The organism is Gottfriedia sp. S16(2024) (assembly GCF_050473765.1).
Classification (GTDB): Bacteria; Bacillota; Bacilli; order Bacillales; family Bacillaceae_G; genus Gottfriedia.
Genome location: NZ_JBFLUO010000001.1, coordinates 3,877,584 through 3,895,036, shown reverse-complemented (window position 1 = coordinate 3,895,036; position 17,453 = coordinate 3,877,584). Strand labels below are relative to the sequence as shown.

The window sequence follows — 17,453 nt, the reverse complement described above, 5'->3', positions numbered from 1 at the left end:
CATTTATAGTAAGTAACTTGTAAAAAAAGAAAAGACTTAATAATGTTTCTTTTTTACATATGCCCCCAAAAAAGAATACGTCAATAAAAAAGCCAAGAATCTTTTCTGGGCTTTTTTATTTTTAATTTTCTTTTAAGCCAAAAGCGAAATGTTTACAACTTTGAAACAACCGATGACAAAAATTGATACATTTAAAAACTATGATACATATATAAGTTTTCAGCAGTGTGATACATGAAAATATAAATTGCTGAAATTTTACGTTTCTACACTTAACAAAAGTGAATTTTGGAATCTTAAAATGCTTTTAGTTAAGTAATTTAATATAAATAAGGAGAGAGCTAATGCCTAACAAAATTATATGGATGCTTCTGGGAATGTTATTAATTCTCATCCTCATACCGAAAGCGAATGCCACTACATTTAAGCTTAATTTTAACAATAATGAGTTCTCTAATTATATAGATCATGTGAACTTAAGCACGACAAAGTCTACATATGGTCAGACAATTGAGATTGGTTTAACAACGAAAAAAAGAGGTGAAAAAGTTTCATTATCATTTTTAAATGGTACAAATCGAAAAGATATTTCTTTAATAAAAACATCTAAGAACTCTTTTTCTGGAAAAATTAAGATTACAAGTTCATTTATAAGAGGGGAATATAAACTTGATTCAATTAGATTTGACCATCAAAATCTAGTAATGCCTGATAAAAAAATCAGTTTCACAATTTTAGATTTACCGACACCAACTATTGATCAAGTAACAAATCAATCAACAACTATAAAGGGGTTATTTCTTTCGAATAGTCAGGTTGAAATATATGATGATTCTAGATTAATTAACACCGTGATAACAAATGATAAAGGTGAATTTAATGATGCTATAAAACCATTGAAAGAATTTACTAAAATAAGCATCATTGGGGTTAGTGAAGGAATAAAAAGTAAACCAATTACTGTAATTGTAAAAGATTCGATTGCACCATCCATTACTTCTCTTTCTACTATAACTGATCAATCACAGAATGTAACTGGAAGATCTGAGCCTTTCGCAACTGTTAAAGTATATATGAATGAAAATCTAATCGGTAATAATACAGTTAGCTCAACTGGAAAGTTCACTGTTAAAATTAGTAAACAAAAAGCAAATTCAATTCTCAAGGTAATCGTTTTGGATCAAAGTAAGAAATCAGAGTAAACCATTTACTTTGCGCGTATCACATTATATTACACCAGAGGTAAGTACGATTAAAAATAATCCATCGTTATCAACTGGCCAATTGATTATTATCAATTCAAAGACGAATAAACTAACTTTCTATCGTAATGGTAACCTTGTAAAAACCTTTACTGTTGCAACAGGTAAGTCATCAACACCTACACCTACTGGGAAATTTGTAATCTCAAACAAAGTGAAAAACCGCCCATGGTACAAGGGAAATATCCCTGGAGGCGATCCTAGGAATCCACTTGGTAACCGCTGGCTAGGATTAAGCGTTGGTGCTGCATATGGTATTCACGGAAACAATAAAGAAACTTCAATTGGACAATCAGTAAGTTCAGGCTGTGTTCGAATGCATAATAGTGAAATCCAATGGCTTTTTGAACAAGTTAACGTAGGGACAACAGTCATTATTGCAAATTCTCCAATTTCGAATGGGAAAATTGCCCGTTCTTATGGAATTTCAATCGCATGAGTAAAGAAAAGAGGTGCCTCATAGTCGAATTTTTTGACAATGAGACATCCTTTTTACGTTTTAATGCCCGAAAGTAAACTTAGGACTCTTATTGAGCTTTTTCTAGTAAAGTCAGTTTGAGAAATTCAATCATCTGTTTTAATGCATCTTGAACGATTGGGAGATGGAAATCTTTTTCAAATACGTGTTCTCCGTTTGGAATAGTAATGAGCTTTGTTTTCACTCCATTTTTTAAAAGGGCACCTCTCATGAATACAGATTGTTCGTACGGAACATCTTTATCATTCGTGCCGTGTAAAAATAAAGTAGGTGGGTAATCTTTTGTGATGTGATTAATGGGACAAAAATTAAGAAGTTGATTTCTATATGTATTTAGATCAACCGCTGTTAATTTTTGAACCCAAACTCCTTGTTGTCTTGCATGTAAATAGATTAAAAAGCGCTTTTCAATCGAACCTTCTGAGATGACCCTATTAGATTGAAACATTGCAGCAATGTCATTCGGAACTAAATCATATTGCAAATAATGAGAGCTTGGATTTGTCGCCCAACTAGCACTAATATCTCCATACCCATAGAAGGAAACGATTGCACGCGGCTTAAGTTTAAATGTTCCAGTGCAAAGGGCAAGAAAACCACCAGCAGAACCTCCTATTACAGCGATTTTTTTTGGATCGATCGAAAAATGATTTGGTCCTTCAGTTACAATCCAAAGCAGTGCATCTTGAATATCTTCAAGTATGTCTGGTAGTTTAGATTCCGGTGCAAGCCTATAATCAATCGAAAACACCGAAAACCCGTTGCTTGTGTATAGCTGTATCATTTCATTTGCAATGTCTTCTCTCGTTCCCCAAATAAGGCCGCCTCCATGGATATAAATAACCACAGGAGCGTTTTCACGATTCGTTTCATAAAAGTCTGCCTTAAGTGAAAATTGATCATTTTTTTTGTAAATAACTGTTTTTTTCATACGTTCACGTCCAACTAAAAGTTTTAAAATAAATTATATGTCATTGTTAATATGTGGAAGATTTTTTTGTAAAAGTTGATAAATTTTTAAAGCTAACTGTATTTGAAGCAAATCATCTGGATTCTTTAAATCTGTATTTAAGATTTCCTTGATTTTTTCAATTCTGTAAATAAGAGTGTTTCTATGCAAAAACATTGCCTTTGCTGTTTCACTTAAATTTTGGTTGTGATTGAAATAGTTTTCTAGAGTTTGAATATAACCAGTTTCGTGAAGATTATCATGTTCTAGAACCTTTCCCAGTGATTTCATAAAAAAATTTTCTAACTGCAAATCTTTTATATTTGAATCTAGAAAGTGATAAACAGCATAATCCTCAAAATGGGATATTCCTTCATTTTTATCAAATTTTTGCATTAGTCTAATGGCTTCATGAGCTTCGGAAAAACTTTTGTGAAGTGAACTAATCGTCTTAAACTGGCGACCTATTCCAATTAAAAAAGTCGTTTTGTTAATGTTTTTATGAAGGACTTCCAGAATAGAATTAGCATATAATTTTGCTTCATTTAAGGAAATAGAAGGTTTGTATTCGCTTTGTCCAATCAAAATAATGATTCGGTTATTTCGATGAAAGCATGTAATTTCTCCATTTGTAAGACTCGAATTCTCATAAACAAGATCCACACATTTTCTTGCTGTATTTTCTAGTTTATATCTTCTGTCAACCATGTCTTCAATTTTTGTGAGTTCATCAGATTCTATATTAATTACCATACAGTAATACATATAGTTTGGATTTAGTCCATGTAAGTCGCTAAGAGTTTTAATCGATTCTTTTGATGTTATTTTTCCATTTAATAAATCATCAAAGAAATCATTTCTAATTTTTTGTTTCACACCTTCTATTTCTCTTTGCTTGATCATCTCAAGCGCTATAATCGTAGATGCCTGCTCTAAAGCAATATAGTCAAATTCTGTTAATTCATGTACAGTTTGCCAAACAACGATATATCCAAAAATATCATTAGCAACCCCAATAGGCAGGATTCTACATTTAATTTCTAAATCCTCTAGATAATAGATCCGCTTTATTAGCTTTTTCATTTGACTAATACTATGCGGAATTGAATCGATAAACTCTTTATGGAACACTTGGCGATCTTTTACGAGATTAAGACAATAGTCTAAATAGATCGGATTATCTTTGTGTTCTGAGGAGTGAATCAAATCCCAATTTTCGTCTACAATCAGAATTGGATTGTTTACAGTTTCAGACAATGTAGAAGCAATTCTGTTAATTCCTCCACCTTCTAACGCAATACTAAAGAGTGTATTATGCATGTCTAACGTTTTTCGATTCAACAAATCATATCTACCTGATGCTTTTTCATTAATAATCGATATTACATTTGATAATGTATATTCGAATGGTAGCTCTAAAAGAGGTAAACCATACTTATTTGCTTGATCAATCATATTTTGGGGAATTTGATCAAAGTATCGTTTCATTTTAATAATGAGCCCAGAACAGTTTATTTCTGATAACTCTTTAATAATTTTATTTTGAAGTTCTTCCTGATCTTTAAATATATAACCAGTTGATAGAAGTAATTCATTCGACGACAACCAGTCAAACGCATCAGGGTTTTCCATAATATTAACGAGAGAAATAACGTTATTAATGCCCATTTCTCCTCCAACAATTTTAATTCCAGCAAGTGCTTTTATCTCTAATAGATTTTTTATTGTCAACATCTTTTTTCAACTCCTTCGACAAAATTTACTCACATATATTTGTGCAATATGCCTAAATGACATCCTTGTTTTTTGGTTTTTCTAAACGATGACGATATGAGGTTTGCATACTAAAATAATCACGTAAGGTTAGCTAATCGTCAATTATTTTGTAGAAAATCTTTGTTTTTTTTACTAAAAAGCAAAGAAGTTTAATAATCAAATTACTACAAATTGACTAAAAGATGTTTTTTTCTAGCTTATTTTGTAACAATTTAGCGAATTTTATCATATGCAAGCCGCTTATGGATTTTACAAGAAATGAAGAGTGGTGTACAGGTTTGAAAATAAGATTTCTTCCAGAATGATGGGGTGACTTCAATGATATTTACAGCAAAATCTGGCGATGTCGATTTTATCCAAAAAATTAAAAATTCAAATATGAGTGGTTTTGTTCACAGTTTATTTAAACGGACATTCAATTTTCAATGCATAGAAGATGGTGAATTGTACACCGTCGCATGCAACGAAATTGATAACGGGCCAAATACACTAGTTATTGATGTCGAATGTTTTGACAAGCTGGATTTAGAAATAAACGACACTGTTTATGTAGAAAATCAAATTCTACACATCGCTAATAAATTATCGATCCACATTGTGAATGTTGAACAATGGGAGAGCATCCTTCCGTTATTACCAGATAATATCGAAGGTTTGAAAGGTAATTTCGAATTCATGAAGAATTTCATCGACCACCATGGTAAAAGCGGCGGAATAAAAGAAGCATCTATTTTTCAGACTTCTTTTGAAAAGCAAATGTCGAAACTGCTTCAAGAAAGAACAGGTTTGCTAATGAATGATTTAGTAAACAACCAGACGACTAGTACCTTACAGCATGCCGTTTCACTAATTGGCCTCGGTCCTGGCTTAACTCCATCTGGTGATGATTTTCTAGTTGGATTATTAACCATTTTTAATACGAGCCCTTGCTTTTCACATAAAGCATTTTGTGAAGAAGTGGTTAAAAAAGCGAAAAGCTTAACAAATGAAATAAGTTATATGGCTATTAAAAAAGCATCAATCGGTAAAGTGAGAGAGTCTATTATTCTTTTAATTCATTCCTTACTAAACGGAACAGAAAGAGATTTGATTCTCGCATTAACTAAAGTATTAAATATCGGGTCTTCATCCGGAACAGATATAGCCTTAGGACTTATCTGTGGGTTAGAAGCAAAAATGAAAGTTGGAGGTAGAGTATGACTGTACAAGTTGTGGTAAAGCCAAATACATTTTTTGATTCAGTATCTTTAATGTCTTTATCAACGAAAGCGAACCAAATAGAAGGTATTGACCAAGCGATCATTGCGATGGGTACTGAAATGAATAAAGGAGTAATTAAAAATGTAGGTCTGAATACTCCTGAAGTTGAAGAAGCAAAAAACAGTGATTTGATCATTGTTGTAAAAGCTGAAACTGACGAATTGTGTGAAAACGCTTTCGTGGAAATTGAAGAATTATTAACGAAAAAAAATACATCAAAATCGAAAAGCGAGATCATTTATTCAACGATTACTTCTGCTGCAACAAGTATTCCCGAAGCAAATCTAGCAGTGATTTCTGTTAATGGTGCATTTGCTGCTAGAGAAGCAAGAAAAGCACTTGAAAATGATCTACATGTCATGCTATTTAGCGATAATGTAAGCGTTGAAGAAGAAATCGAATTGAAAAAGCTTGCTCATGAAAAAGGTTTATTAATGATGGGTCCTGATTGTGGAACAGCGATTATTAGTAATGTGGGATTAGCATTCTCTAATGCTGTAAGAAAAGGAAATATCGGAATCGTCGGTGCATCTGGAACTGGTAGTCAAGAGGTTAGTGTTCGAATCCATGATTTCGGTGGTGGAATTACCCAGTTAATTGGAACTGGTGGTCGTGATTTAAGCGAAGAAGTTGGCGGAATTATGATGTTAGATGCGATTAAAGCGTTAGACGAAGATGAGTCTACTAAAGTAATCGTACTAGTTTCTAAGCCACCAGCACCAAGTGTAGAAGAGAAAGTGTTAGCCCAAATTAAGCAATGCAAAAAGCCAGTTGTCGTTTGGTTCATTGGTGGAGATGAAGAAAAAGTAGTTCAAGCTGGAGGACATTTTGCGAAAATGTCTAAAGAAGCAGCGCTTAAGGCAGTACTTTTAGCTGGAGCTGATGAAAGCAGTTTGAACAAACGTGCTTTAAATATTCCTCTAATTGAAGAGGTTCGTGCAAAATTAACGCCAGAACAAAAATATATTCGTGGATTATTTTGTGGCGGTACATTATGTGACGAAGCGATGTATGCAGCGATTGATAAATTTGACAATGTATATAGCAATATCCAAAAAAATCCTGATTACCTTTTAAAAGACATTAATGTTAGTCAGGAACATACTTTTATTGACTTAGGTGATGATGATTTTACACAAGGAAAACCTCATCCAATGATTGATCCGTCCACTCGTATCGCTAGATTTTTACAAGAAGCGAAGGATCCATCAGTTGGTGTTATCGTAATGGACTTTGTTTTAGGCTATGGTTCTCACGAGGATCCAGTTGGCGTAATGCTTCCTGCAATAATCGAAGCGAAGGACTTAGCTGAAAAAGAAGGTAGACACTTAGAGATTATTGGATACGTACTTGGAACAGATTTAGACCCTCAAAACTTCGATGAACAAGTGAACAAGTTATTAGTTGCAGGGGTTACACACGCTAGTAGCAGTACTAACGCTGGGTTGTTAGCAAGAGAATTCGTAGTGAAAGGAGAATAGTCATGAATAAAATTAACGAACTTTTTAATAGTAAAATTTCTGCTATAAACGTTGGAATTGAATTTTTTAAAGATGATATTTTAAAGCAAAATGCTAGTGCAACTCATTTAGAATGGACACCACCAGGTGGAGGAAACCCTCAACTAATTGCAGCTTTAGATAAATTAGAAGATCCAAGCGTAATGGAAAAAATTGAAGCAGCAAATAAATTAGCAGTAGAACGTATTATTAATTCACAACCAGTATTAATTGGCTTCGACCAAGCAATTAATTGTGTTCCAGGAATGACAAAGCATACGATTCTTCATGCTGGTCCACCAATTACTTGGGATAAGATGAGCGGCCCGATGAAAGGGGCGGTTACAGGAGCAATTGTGTATGAAGGATTAGCAAAAGATTTAGAGGAAGCTTACGAAGTTGCAGCTTCAGGTGCAATTACTTTCTCACCATGCCATGAACACAATTGTGTAGGTTCTATGGCCGGTGTAACATCCGCTTCCATGTTCATGCACATTGTTGAGAATAAAACATACGGAAATATCGCTTATACAAACTTAAGTGAACAGATGGCAAAAATCTTAAGAATGGGTGCAAATGATCAAAGTGTTGTTGATCGTTTAATCTGGATGCGCGATGTATTTGGACCTATTTTAAGAGATGCGATGAAATTAAATAAAAATGGAATTGATTTACGATTAATGCTTGCACAAGCTCTTCATATGGGAGATGAGTGTCATAATCGAAACAATGCAGGTACAGCTTTGTTAATTCAAGCTTTGACGCCATATATTTTGGAAACAGATTTTAAAACAGAACAAAAGCGTGAAGTATTTGATTTCGTTGCTAGCAGTGATTATTTCTCAGGTCCAACTTGGATGGCGCTTTGTAAATGTGCTCTTGATGCTGCTCATGGTATTGAAAATAGTACGATTGTCACAACGATGGCACGTAATGGGGTAGAATTCGGTATTCGTGTAAGTGGTATGTCTGGAAACACTTGGTTTACTGGACCAGCACAAAAGGTTGTAGGACCAATGTTTGCAGGATACAAACCAGAAGATTCAGGTTTAGATATTGGAGATAGTGCGATTACAGAAACATACGGCATTGGTGGATTTGCAATGGCAACCGCTCCTGCGATTGTCGCACTAGTAGGTGGAACAGTTGATGAAGCAATTGGCTTTTCTACAAAAATGAAAGAAATCACAACGGATGAAAATCCAAATGTAACGATTCCTTTATTAGATTTCATGGGGATCTCAACAGGTATTGATGTAAGAAAAGTAATTCAAACAGGTATCATGCCAGTCATTAACACGGCTATTGCTCATAAAGAAGCAGGTATTGGCATGATTGGTGCAGGGATCACGTATCCACCAGTTGAAGCGTTTGAAAAGGCTTTATTAACTTTAAGTGAAAACATCCAATAATAACCTGTAATTCGAGTGATTTTACGAAAACGTACTTTGAATCATTCGAATTTAAAACAACTCTCCAACTGTTGTCTTTGTAGGGGAGTAGTCCATGCAGATTGTCTTAGTTAATTCTTAGGGTCTGACCAAAAAGATAAGTGTCTGGCCCTAAAATTCAATCCTTGGATTTTAAATGTTGCCAGCCATTTCATATAAAAAACAACAGAGGGAGAGAAATGTTATGGAAAATCAATCCTTAAATTCAGAATTAATTCTCGCAAGTCAACGAGGAGATTTAGAGGCAGTCGAACTGCTTTTATCAAAAGGAGTAAGTGTTGAGTATAAGGATTCTGATGGTCGTACAGCATTAATGGCGGCTACCCAAAAAAATCAGATCGAAATTGTAAAACGGTTATTGGAAGCTGGTAGTGACGTTAATACGAGAGATATCACCCAATTAACACCTTTTATTTGTTCTGGAGCAAATGGATTCCATGAAATAGTAAGCATGATGTTAAAGTATGGGGCAGATTTAAATAGCGTAAATCGATTTGGTGGAACTGCTTTATTACCATCCAGTGAAAAAGGCTACTTAAAGACTGTACAAATTTGTTTAGATGCAGGAGTTCCTGTTAATCATGCCAATAAATTAGGCTGGTCGGCATTACTTGAGGCAGTTATTTTAGGTAATGGAGGCCGTTTATATTCTGACGTAATCGAATTACTTGTTGATGCTGGTGCAGATTGTAACTTAGCAGATCGAGACGGAAAATCATCTTTACAACATGCTATTGACCTGAATCAGCAAAAGGTTGTAAAAATTCTTAATAAAGAATACGTCGAAACGAATGAGTCGATTAAGAAAGCAAAAGTACTGGCAAAGGCAAATCGATATGAGGAAGCCATTTTAGAAATAAATAGTGCGCTTGAATTAGACAGTAAAAACTTTGATTTACTCTACTACAAAGGGTATTTCTTACAAGAATTAAAACGATACGAAGAAGCACTTGAACAATACAACAATGTCCTAGCTCTTGATCCAAAAAATCTTGATTTTTATTTTTACACTGCAAATTGCTTAAGATTAATGAATAAACCGGATGAAGCTTTAGGCGAATATGATAAAGCTGTCCAACTCGATCCTAGCGAAACTTTCTATCTTTACCATAAATCAAATTATTTAAGAGAACTTGGAAGACATGAAGAAGCTGTACAAGCAATGAATAAACTTCTTACACTTCAACCAAATCGATATGATTTTTCGTTTCATAAAGCGAATAGTCTTAGATCGCTAGAGAGACATGAAGAAGCTGTAGAAGCAATTGAAAATGCTATTGAAAATGATCCAACTAATTCTTTATATCATCTTCATAAAGAGCAATCTCTCAATTTGCTAAGTATTAAAGAATTTAAACATTTAGGGGGTAAATAATGGGGAAATTAGTGATCGTTGCGATCGGAGGCAATGCTCTAGTTAGAGAAAATGGCCGCAACACAACCCAAGACCAATATGAAGCCGTTCAAGAAACGGTTGTCAACATCGCAGATATGGTAGAAGAAGGCTATGAAATTGTCGTAACTCATGGTAATGGTCCACAAGTTGGATTTGCTTTACAAAGATCTGAGATTGCTAGTGAGGTAGCAGGTATGCCGACGGTTCCTCTTGTTAACAACGTAGCAGATACACAAGGTGGTATTGGATACCAAATACAACAGGCGTTAACGAACGAATTCGCAAAAAGAGGGATCAATAAGAAAGTAGCTACTGTTATAACACAAGTTGAAGTAAGTGCAGATGATCCTAATTTCAAAAATCCTACGAAACCTGTTGGCTCATTCTTTACACTAGAACAATCTGAAGAAATGAAAAAGGATCATCCAAACTGGGTTTTTGTTGAAGATTCTGGACGCGGATATAGAAGAGTAGTTCCATCACCGAGACCAACTGATATCGTTGAAAAAGAGGTAATTTATTCATTAATTGAAGATGGTTACGTGGTAATTGCAGTAGGTGGCGGTGGAATACCGGTCGTGAAAAAAGATGATAAAACATACGAAGGTATTGACGCAGTAATTGATAAAGATTTTGCTACAAGCCTTTTAGCAGAACAAATTCATGCGGAGACGTTAATTGTCACAACTGGAGTTCCAAGGGTATGTATCAATTTTGGTAAACCAAATCAAAAAGCACTTGAAAAAATTACAGTAGAAGAGACAAAACAATATGTCCTTGAAAATCATTTTCCCCCAGGAAGTATGTTACCAAAAATTGAGGCTAGTTTAAGTTTCTTACAAAATAATGGAAAAAGAGTAATTATTACGAATCCTGAAAGCTTGAAAGAAGCAATGAATGAGCAAGCAGGTACACATATTGTGAATTAGGGGTGTTAATGATGGAAGAAGCTAAATTAGCAACCAGTGATCATGAAATCTATAAATCTTATGGATATTCTGAAGAACTGTTACCTAAATTGCCAAATCAAAGAGATTGGGGAATGTCCAACTATATAACCGTTTGGATGGGTGCAGTTCATAATATTATGTCATATATGACAGTAGCAGGATTTTTTGTTCTCGGCTTGAATACCAAGCAAGTTATATCAGCTGTTTTATTATCAGCGATTATTGTTGCAACATTATATTGTCTTAATGGTTATGCTGCATCCAAGTATGGCATGCCATTTACAATGTTACTTCGAGAAACGTTTGGGGAAAAAGGAGCTATAATCCCAGCATTATGTCGTGGTCTGATCGCGGGGATCGTATTTTTTGGTACGACAACCGTTGTCGGAGCGGAATCATTGAATGTCATTTTTGCAAGATTTTCCCCAAACTATATGACGATAGGTGGAGACTTTAATCTACTTGGATTAACGGTTCCAACGATGATTTCATACGTAATATTATGGACAGTTACGGTTCTGCTTTTCTTAGGTGGGATGAATGTTCTTAACAAATTTGGTAGCTGGTCTTCACCTATTGTTTACATCTTTATCATTGGTGCAGCTGTTTGGGCGATTAATATGGCTGGGGGATTTGGACCAATTTTTGATTATGTTCAAAAGCACCCAACAAGTAGCCCATTAGTATTTATTGCCTGTGTGAGTGCCTTAGTATCTAACTGGGCGGGTCCGATCGTAAATATTTCAGATTTTACCCATCGAGCGAAAAGTCCAAAGGATTTCATTATTGGACTACCATTAGGATTTATATTATCCTATATTCTTTTTGCCATCACTTGTGTTTCATTAATTGCAGGAACTGAAATTGCTTTTGGTGAACCAATTTTCAATATTGTTCATGCGATTGATAAAATTGAAAATACTTTCTCTGTGCTTGTTTTAATATTAGCATTAAACGTTGGTGCTATAGCGTTTGTTGTGTTTGCTAACCTTTTACCATCTGGTTTACAAATGACAGCGCTTTTCCCAAAAGTGTTTACAGTAAAATCAGCGGGAATTTTAACAGCTATTATTGGAACACTAATTTTACCTTGGAAGCTCGTATCTAGCCCAACGACATTATTTTACTTTTATAGCTTTATTGGTTCGATCTTCGGACCTATAACAGGTATTATGCTTTCAAACTTCTATATTCACCGAAAAAGAAAGATGAATCTAGATCATATTTATATACCAAATGGCAGTAATGGGGAATATAAGAATGGTTACAATACTAGTGCGATGATTGTTTTGGCCATTAGTTTTATCCTTCCAATGTCAGGTGCTTTTCTTAAGAATGTTCCTTTTTTAGTGAAAATGAACGAATTCGCTTTCTTTAGTGGATTAATTGTCTCGTTTATTTTATATTCGATAGTTGGAAAAAAGAACAAATTGAAATAGTTGAGTAGTATAGATTCATAGGTTGATAGGCAACAAATGACACATCTATATCCATTTATAATAGGAGGAATTTACTAATGGATTACATGAAAATGGCAGCAGAAGCAACAATCGAAGGAATGAATAATAAAGTTGGAGGACCTTTTGGCGCAACAATTGTTAGAGGCGATGAAATTATCGCAGTTGTTAGTAACACAATGATGAGAGATACTGACCCATCTGCACACGCAGAAATGGTTGCAATCAGAGAAGCTTGCAAGAAGTTAGATACGATGGACTTATCTGATTGTGAAATTTATGCAACATGTGAGCCATGCCCAATGTGTGTAGCTGCAATTATTTGGTCTGGCATTAAGAAAGTATACTATTGCAACACTTCAGAAGATGCTGATGTTCACGGCTTCTCTGATTTACATCTTCGCAAATATTTAACTGGTGAAGATAAAAGCGTTCTTGACATGATTAAAGTTGAGAAGAGAGAAGAATGTGATAATTTATTTGAACATTTTCACAAAATAAATAAATAATCTTTTTATACACTACCTGTTTAAGTAAAGCTGGCATTATGAGAGCTTTACTACTGGTTCATTTACAAAAAAAACCACGGTCCGGCTCTTTCGATATTGGAGTCGGATTTTAACATTTCAAAATTAAACTTTTCATGAGGGACATCTTGCAACCAATATCCCTTTAATAAAATGAAATTTCTATTTGTGGAGGGTTACTTCCCGTTAAGTGAAGGAAAAAAGATAAATAACAGGACAGGAGATATCTCATGGATCGTAAAGAAAGATATTTAACACTTTTTAATAAAATTAGTCAATATAACACTGGGGAAAAAGGAATTACAAGACTGGCTTATTCGAATATGGAACAAACTTGTACACACGCATTTATTCGTATGTGTAAAGCAGAAAAATTAGATATCCGAATGGATCAATGTGGAAATGTTATAGCAAGAAGAGAAGGTAAAGTAGAGGGTCTAGCTCCGGTTGCTATAGGGTCTCATCTAGATTCAGTTTACGAAGGTGGGAAATATGACGGAGTAGTAGGCGTCATTGCGGCACTCGAAGTTATTAGTCGATTAAATGAAAAAAATATTGTGACTGATCATCCAATTGAAATTATCTCATTTGCTTGTGAAGAATCATCTCGTTTTGGGGTATCAACTGTAGGGAGTAAAGCGATGGCGGGGCTTATTGAAAAAGAGAAGTACCGTCATTTAGAAGATCGTAATGGTATTACAATGGAAAAAGCATTTGCTCACTGTGCCCTTGACTTTAATAGTATTGATGAAGCAAGCAGAGTAAATGAAGAATTTAAGGCGTTTTTTGAACTTCATGTTGAGCAAGGTCCAATATTAATCAATAATCATAAAAAAATTGGGGTTGTTACTGGAATTGCAGCACCTATTAGATTACTAGTAAACATAAACGGAAAAGCGTCTCATTCTGGTACGACTCCAATGAATATGAGAAAAGATGCTCTTCTTGGTGCTTCTGAAATTGCATTAGAGCTTGAGAAAGTTGCAATTCATGAACAAGAACATGGTACTGTTGCTACAGTTGGTGTTTTGGATATCCATTCTGGTGCAATGAATGTAGTTCCAGGAGAAGTACTAATGAAAATCGACATTCGATCTTCCTCAGTACAATCAAGAAAGTTCGTTTTGGATCATTTATTAAAAACAATCGAAAATGTTGAAAAAAATAGAATGTTAGAAATAGAAAAGAACATTATTAGTTCTGAAGAGCCTGTCTTGCTTTCGCCTGAACTGATTGATGGTCTACAATCCATTTGTGTTAAAAAGGATCTTCCTTTTCAAGTGATGCAAAGCGGTGCAGGACATGATGCAATGAATATGACTAGACTTGCCCCAGTTGGTCTCATTTTTGTTCCATCTGAGGATGGTCTAAGCCATCATCCTGACGAATTTACTGATATTGATGATATTTTAATTGGTATCGATGTTTTAGAAGAAGCGGTTTTACATTATGCAAAAGCCGATATTTCGGTTTCAAATTAATTAGGTCAAACCAAATGTAGCTGAATTCGGAGTTCTTCACAAAGACAAAGACAATTACATTTGTTTTTTTTAGTAATACAAGTAAAAGAGGGAAAAAACCATGTCAACAAAATCTGCGTTACCGTTTTTGCTAACTTATATGTTTCTTGCAATGCTTGGGATTGGTCTTGTCATTCCAATCCTACCTGAGCTTCTAATAGATTTTGGAGCAGGCGGAAAAGCAGCAGGATACTTAGTATCTGCCTTTGGCTTAACACAGTTTTTGTTCTCGCCAATTGCTGGCGATTTCTCGGACAAATACGGACGTAAGCCGATGATTGTCGTTGGACTATGTCTATTCGTTATTTCAAATATATTGGCCGCTACTGCAGATCATTTTTCAATTTTTCTTGTTTCAAGATTAATAGGAGGGATGGGCGCTGCTGCATTGATTCCATCCATCATGGCTTATGTCGTTGATATCACGACAGAAGAGCAGAGGCCAAGAGCAATGTCATTTTTGGGTGCTTCCATGTCGTCTGGTTTTATTGTTGGTCCGGGTTTAGGAGGATTACTAGCTGAGTTTGGTACGAGGACTCCTTTCTTCGCGTCTGCAACGATTGGTTCTTTAGCGGTAATTAGCTGCTTACGATTATTATCCGAATCCAAAACTGCAGAGGAACGTCTTGTGCATTTAAAATCAAAACCGAAGAAAGAAAATATTTTTCGTCAACTTGCACAATCCGTTAAATCTCGTTATTTTATCTTATTGTTATTGATATTCGCACTTAGTTTCGGACTAACTCACTTTGAAGCAATCTATCCATTGTTCGTAACTCAAAGCTATGGATTTTCGACTAGAGAAATATCTATCTTGTTTATGGTTTGTTCATTGATTGGTACATTCAACCAATTAGTATTGACGAACCGTCTTTCAAAAAGATTTGGAGAAAAGCCGATTATTAGCAGCATGCTCATGTTATCGGGCATTTCACTTGTATGCTTGCTATTTTCGGGAAATTTCTTTTATGTAATGGTCATAACAATGTTGTATTTCACATTTAATAACATTTTACGTCCAACGATTAACACATTGCTCTCTAGAGAAGCTGGAAATGAACAAGGATTTGTAGCAGGATTAAACAATGCCTATATGAGTCTCGGTCAAATTTTCGGGCCAATTCTTGCCGGTTTTTTATTCGATATACATATCAATCTTCCTTATCTGTTTGGAGCATTCGTATTACTAATTAGTAGTTTTGTTTCTTATAGGTGGGTAGGGAAGAAGAGTAGAAAAATCACTCAAGATATTAGAGGAGTAAAGGATCAGGCATTATAATTGAAAAAATAGGTGAAAAAAAGGGGAGGATTTCCCCTTTTATTTTATTTGGAAATTTGGGTAGATAAGAACACAATTTTCTATGAAGAAAGTAGGGATTGAGCTTACTGAGAGGCCGCTGATGCATGTCAGTCAGCATCAACTCCTACATTTGTAATACTAACCTTCCTTTTAATGCAAAAACTATGTAAATAGATTTTTCGTTGTTTCTTTTTCTGAAATGAATGTTACATAAGTGATTTGAATGAATGCCTAATAACATCTCCACGGCTAATAATCCCGATTAAAAGTCCATTACGTTCTACGGGCAATTTTTTTATTCGTTTTTCTCCCAAAATAGCCGCAATATTTTCTATTTCTTCGTCCCATGAAACTTTGATAACCTTTCTTTTAGCGATTTCAAGAACGTTCATATTTAACAATGTTTGTATTCTATCCTCAAATTCCTCATTATCTCCTTGAACATATGCCATGTAGGCGAAAACATTAATAATACGATCCTCATGCTTTCCAATATATCTAAGTATATCACCATCACTTACATACCCTATAATTTCGTTCCGATCATTGACTACAGGAAGGCCGCTAATCCGGTTGTTAATAAATATTTCAATGATTGATCTAACCGTGTCATTTCCGTTTACTTTAAAAACATCTTCAATCATTATTTCATATGCTTTCATAAACATTCTCCTAATAAGTTTTTGCTTCATTTTATAAGTTTGCCTAATTTTTGCAGAATATGTTTTAGTGATTCTTAAAAGCGTTTGAGAATATTGAATTGTTTCTCTTCTGGACTTAATGATAAAAAAGGATAAGTAAAAAAAATCACAATTAGAATTAAAAAGGAGCGTCATGAAGTTTCGTTTTTATTGTGCGATGCTTACTTTAAAAAAGATTTTTTTTATGTTTAATAATAAATAATTAATTTAATACCCTACGGGGTATATAATCATTTTTGTAATATATTTTTTTTGAAAATGAGGTATCAAATTGATTGTTATTTTTACATTAATAATTGGTCTAATCATAAGAAAACTGTATATTAGGTATTTTCCAATTTGGCATATTAAATGTACAAATTTATCTTCTATTATAAGTAAAAAATCAACTCAAATTATAGATGTAAGAGATTATAATGAATCTAATAAAATGCCTATTATTAATGCATTGAATATTCCTATCGGATATTTAAAAAGATCATATGTAGATATTTCAATTAATGAAATTCATATTGTCGCTTCAAATAAACTTGAAAAAAATATAAGTATTCGATTTCTTAGAAAAAAAGGATTTAAAATTATAGGGTATTCATTGACTACATGTGATTGTAAGTAATATAAAATGTTAGGAAGGAGGAAATATATGAGATATGACGATAAGATGAAAAATAGAATTAAGCGAATTGAAGGACAAATACGAGGAATATTGAGGATGATAGAAGAAAATAAAGACTGTAATGAAGTCGTAACTCAATTATCAGCTGTTCGCTCAGCAGTCGATCGTACGGTTGGAGTATTAGTAAGTTCTAACTTGGTTGAATGTATGTTAGTCGCAGAAAAAAATGGGGTTAAGACGAAAGAAGTTATTAAAGATGCAGTCAACATGCTAGTAAAAAGTAGATAAAAAATAATTATTGACTTTAAATT

General features: G+C 34.2%; 15 protein-coding genes. 12 read left to right on the top strand and 3 right to left on the bottom strand.

Features of this window, described 5'->3' with window-relative positions:
* The first annotated feature begins 344 nt into the window (after positions 1-344).
* On the top strand, positions 345-1,202 hold the full coding sequence (locus AB1282_RS18415) for an Ig-like domain-containing protein (protein WP_429899740.1): 858 nt from the start codon (positions 345-347) through the stop codon (positions 1,200-1,202).
* A gap of 10 nt (positions 1,203-1,212) precedes the next feature.
* Positions 1,213-1,701 (top strand): L,D-transpeptidase, encoded by a 489-nt coding sequence (locus AB1282_RS18410; protein WP_429899739.1) that lies wholly within the window; start codon positions 1,213-1,215, stop codon positions 1,699-1,701.
* A gap of 88 nt (positions 1,702-1,789) precedes the next feature.
* On the opposite strand, the gene AB1282_RS18405 is transcribed toward AB1282_RS18410, so the two are convergent.
* Both AB1282_RS18405 and AB1282_RS18400 read right to left on the bottom strand, forming a co-directional pair.
* Positions 1,790-2,671, bottom strand: a complete 882-nt coding sequence (locus tag AB1282_RS18405; RefSeq protein WP_429899738.1) for an alpha/beta hydrolase — start codon at positions 2,669-2,671, stop codon at positions 1,790-1,792.
* Positions 2,672-2,704: 33 nt separating this feature from the next.
* Entirely contained in the window at positions 2,705-4,423 is a 1,719-nt protein-coding gene (locus tag AB1282_RS18400) for a PucR family transcriptional regulator (RefSeq protein WP_429899737.1), read from the bottom strand.
* Positions 4,424-4,783: 360 nt separating this feature from the next.
* Between AB1282_RS18400 and AB1282_RS18395 the strand changes: the two genes are divergently transcribed.
* The 9 genes from AB1282_RS18395 to AB1282_RS18355 all read left to right on the top strand — a co-directional run bounded on the left by AB1282_RS18395 (position 4,784) and on the right by AB1282_RS18355 (position 15,804).
* Positions 4,784-5,665, top strand: coding sequence for a DUF2877 domain-containing protein (locus AB1282_RS18395; RefSeq protein WP_429899736.1), 882 nt, complete (start codon positions 4,784-4,786; stop codon positions 5,663-5,665).
* Positions 5,662-7,206 carry an acyl-CoA synthetase FdrA gene (gene fdrA, locus AB1282_RS18390; RefSeq protein WP_429899735.1) on the top strand — a complete coding sequence of 515 codons (1,545 nt, stop codon included), beginning with the start codon at positions 5,662-5,664 and terminating at the stop codon, positions 7,204-7,206. The genes AB1282_RS18395 and fdrA overlap by 4 nt, the downstream gene beginning before the upstream one ends.
* A gap of 2 nt (positions 7,207-7,208) precedes the next feature.
* A complete protein-coding gene (locus AB1282_RS18385) occupies positions 7,209-8,636 on the top strand; it encodes a DUF1116 domain-containing protein (RefSeq protein WP_429899734.1) in 1,428 nt (475 codons plus the stop codon).
* Between the two features lie 223 nt (positions 8,637-8,859).
* A complete protein-coding gene (locus tag AB1282_RS18380; RefSeq protein WP_429899733.1) occupies positions 8,860-10,050 on the top strand; it encodes an ankyrin repeat domain-containing protein in 1,191 nt (396 codons plus the stop codon).
* Positions 10,050-11,000, top strand: coding sequence for a carbamate kinase (gene arcC, locus AB1282_RS18375; protein WP_390312142.1), 951 nt, complete (start codon positions 10,050-10,052; stop codon positions 10,998-11,000). Before AB1282_RS18380 ends, arcC begins: the two co-directional genes overlap by 1 nt.
* An 11-nt stretch (positions 11,001-11,011) precedes the next feature.
* Positions 11,012-12,460, top strand: coding sequence for a cytosine permease (locus AB1282_RS18370; protein ID WP_429899732.1), 1,449 nt, complete (start codon positions 11,012-11,014; stop codon positions 12,458-12,460).
* Positions 12,461-12,537: 77 nt separating this feature from the next.
* Entirely contained in the window at positions 12,538-12,987 is a 450-nt protein-coding gene (locus AB1282_RS18365) for a nucleoside deaminase (RefSeq protein WP_056465692.1), read from the top strand.
* Positions 12,988-13,235: 248 nt separating this feature from the next.
* A complete protein-coding gene (locus AB1282_RS18360) occupies positions 13,236-14,486 on the top strand; it encodes a Zn-dependent hydrolase (RefSeq protein WP_429899731.1) in 1,251 nt (416 codons plus the stop codon).
* Positions 14,487-14,586: 100 nt separating this feature from the next.
* Positions 14,587-15,804 carry an MFS transporter gene (locus tag AB1282_RS18355; protein ID WP_429899730.1) on the top strand — a complete coding sequence of 406 codons (1,218 nt, stop codon included), beginning with the start codon at positions 14,587-14,589 and terminating at the stop codon, positions 15,802-15,804.
* A gap of 227 nt (positions 15,805-16,031) precedes the next feature.
* On the opposite strand, the gene AB1282_RS18350 is transcribed toward AB1282_RS18355, so the two are convergent.
* A complete protein-coding gene (locus AB1282_RS18350; RefSeq protein WP_429899729.1) occupies positions 16,032-16,487 on the bottom strand; it encodes a CBS domain-containing protein in 456 nt (151 codons plus the stop codon).
* Between the two features lie 682 nt (positions 16,488-17,169).
* Here AB1282_RS18350 and AB1282_RS18345 point away from each other — a divergent pair.
* Entirely contained in the window at positions 17,170-17,430 is a 261-nt protein-coding gene (locus AB1282_RS18345; protein ID WP_390312136.1) for a metal-sensitive transcriptional regulator, read from the top strand.
* The last annotated feature ends 23 nt before the right edge of the window (positions 17,431-17,453 follow it).